1 protein-coding gene and 1 pseudogene are annotated in these 1,786 nt (G+C 60.4%); both read right to left on the bottom strand.

The features are described 5' to 3' along the window. Window positions 1-1,398 (bottom strand): sensor domain-containing diguanylate cyclase (locus N1078_RS19490; protein ID WP_274089710.1); only part of this gene is annotated, 1,398 nt, incomplete at its 3' end. Between the two features lie 43 nt (window positions 1,399-1,441). Further along, window positions 1,442-1,786, bottom strand: a pseudogene (locus N1078_RS19485) (methyl-accepting chemotaxis protein); the annotation flags it as partial.

The following is a 1,786-nucleotide window of genomic DNA, read 5'->3' as shown; positions in this document are numbered from 1 at the left end:
CAGCATATAGGGTGCGGACAGCATCTGGCGGATCTTCTCGCCAGTATCGCTGGCATGGTGCATGGCGCTTTCCTGGCTGTTGCCCAGCTCTTCGATGATCACCACGAACTCGTCGCCACCCAGGCGCGCCACCGTGTCGCTCTGGCGCAGGGTGCCCTGCAGGCGCACGGCCACTTCCTTGAGCAGCTGGTCGCCGATCGGGTGGCCGAGGGTGTCGTTGATTTCCTTGAAGTGGTCCAGGTCCATCAGCAACAGGGCGCCGTGCTGATTATGCCGTTGGCTTTTGTGCAGGGCGCGGATCAGGCGTTCGTTCATCAGGCGGCGGTTGGCCAGGCCGGTGAGGGCGTCGTGCAGGGCCTTAAACAGATGCGGTTTAAACAGATGCGGTTTGATCTGCTCAGCGACGTCGCTGAGTAGCAGGTCGCTGATGGTTTCACCGATCAAGTTTTCCGGATGGCGATCCAGGCTGCGGATCAGCGTCGGGTTGGCGTAGCGCAAGTGCAGGTGCTCATCCAGTCGGGCGACGCCGATTGGCAAGTTATGCAGCAGATTGTGTAATTCAGTTTCCTTTTCGCGGATACGCTGCTCACGCTCGACCAGCAAACGATAGGGTTTGCGCACGGCGATCTGGAAAGCAGCCAGATAGAAGAAGCAGTAAGCGGCCACTTTGTACAGATGACCGAATAGATTGATGAATTCCGAGGTATTCTGATAATGAGTAAACGCCAGGCCGCCCATCGCAGTAATGAAACAGGCCGCGCCCAGCCATAGATCGCGGCTGCTCTGAGTCTTGCGGCTACGCAGGAAGAACCACAGGGCCAGGCCCAGGTTGGCGACGCACAGGATGAGTTCGCAGGTGTTCTTCAGTGGCGTCAGGCCGCTGCCGGGGATATAGCTCAGCGGCAGCCATTGTGGGCGCTGAGTGGCGATCAGGAACAGGGCGGCGACCAGGACAATGCCTGCTATCAGCCAGGCATTGCGGCTGCCGGGTAGGCGCAACGACAGGGCTGCCAGGCAGAGAACGGCCACCTCGACAGCACGGCTGCTGAGCCAGAAAAAGATCGCCGTGTTGGTACTGCCATCCACCACCAGCCCCGGCATGCCGGCGAAATACAGGGTATGCAACATGTCCAGGCCGGCCACGCTGGCGAAGCCGAAGACCAAGGTCTGGGCTATGGGCTCGGCGTCATGATCAGGGGTATTCCAAGCAATAGTCACAATCATCAGCGAGACGCTGATGGCGAACATTTCCAGCAGGATATGCACCGAGAGGTAGTCGGCCGGACGGGCAGTGAAGATGGCAATCGGAGGCAGGCTCAGGGCCAGGGCCATCAGTACCAAGGCCAGGGCGCAGGTGCTCAGAGCCAGACTGCGGTGGTTCAGATAGAGAGGCTGCAAGGCGTTATCCGGGGGCGCTGCTAGCGCCCGTTGTGCAGGATTATTAACTGTTGAAACGCTCGACCAGCGCGTGCAGGGAGCCTGCAGTGGACTGTAGCTGGCTGCCTAGGCGCGCGCTATTGCCGGTGACTTCGGCATTGTCGTTGGTGGCCTGGGAAATCGAGTTGATCTGCCGGGCAATATCCTCGGCGACCAGGCTCTGCTGTTCGGCAGCAGCGGCCATTTGCTCGGCCATCTGGTGGATATTGTCGACGGTCTGGCTGATGCCTTGCAGCGATTGTTCGGTTTGCGCTACCCGCGCCACGCCGTTACGCGCTTCCTCGCTGCCGGCGCGAGCGACGCTCAAGGCACGTTCGGTTTCCTTATGCAGGCCCGTGATGATGCCCTG

Origin of the sequence: Pseudomonas sp. MIL19 (genome assembly GCF_028680365.1) — a bacterium.
Classification (GTDB): domain Bacteria; phylum Pseudomonadota; class Gammaproteobacteria; order Pseudomonadales; family Pseudomonadaceae; genus Aquipseudomonas; species Aquipseudomonas spirodelae.
This window is presented reverse-complemented; position numbering and strand designations above follow the sequence as displayed.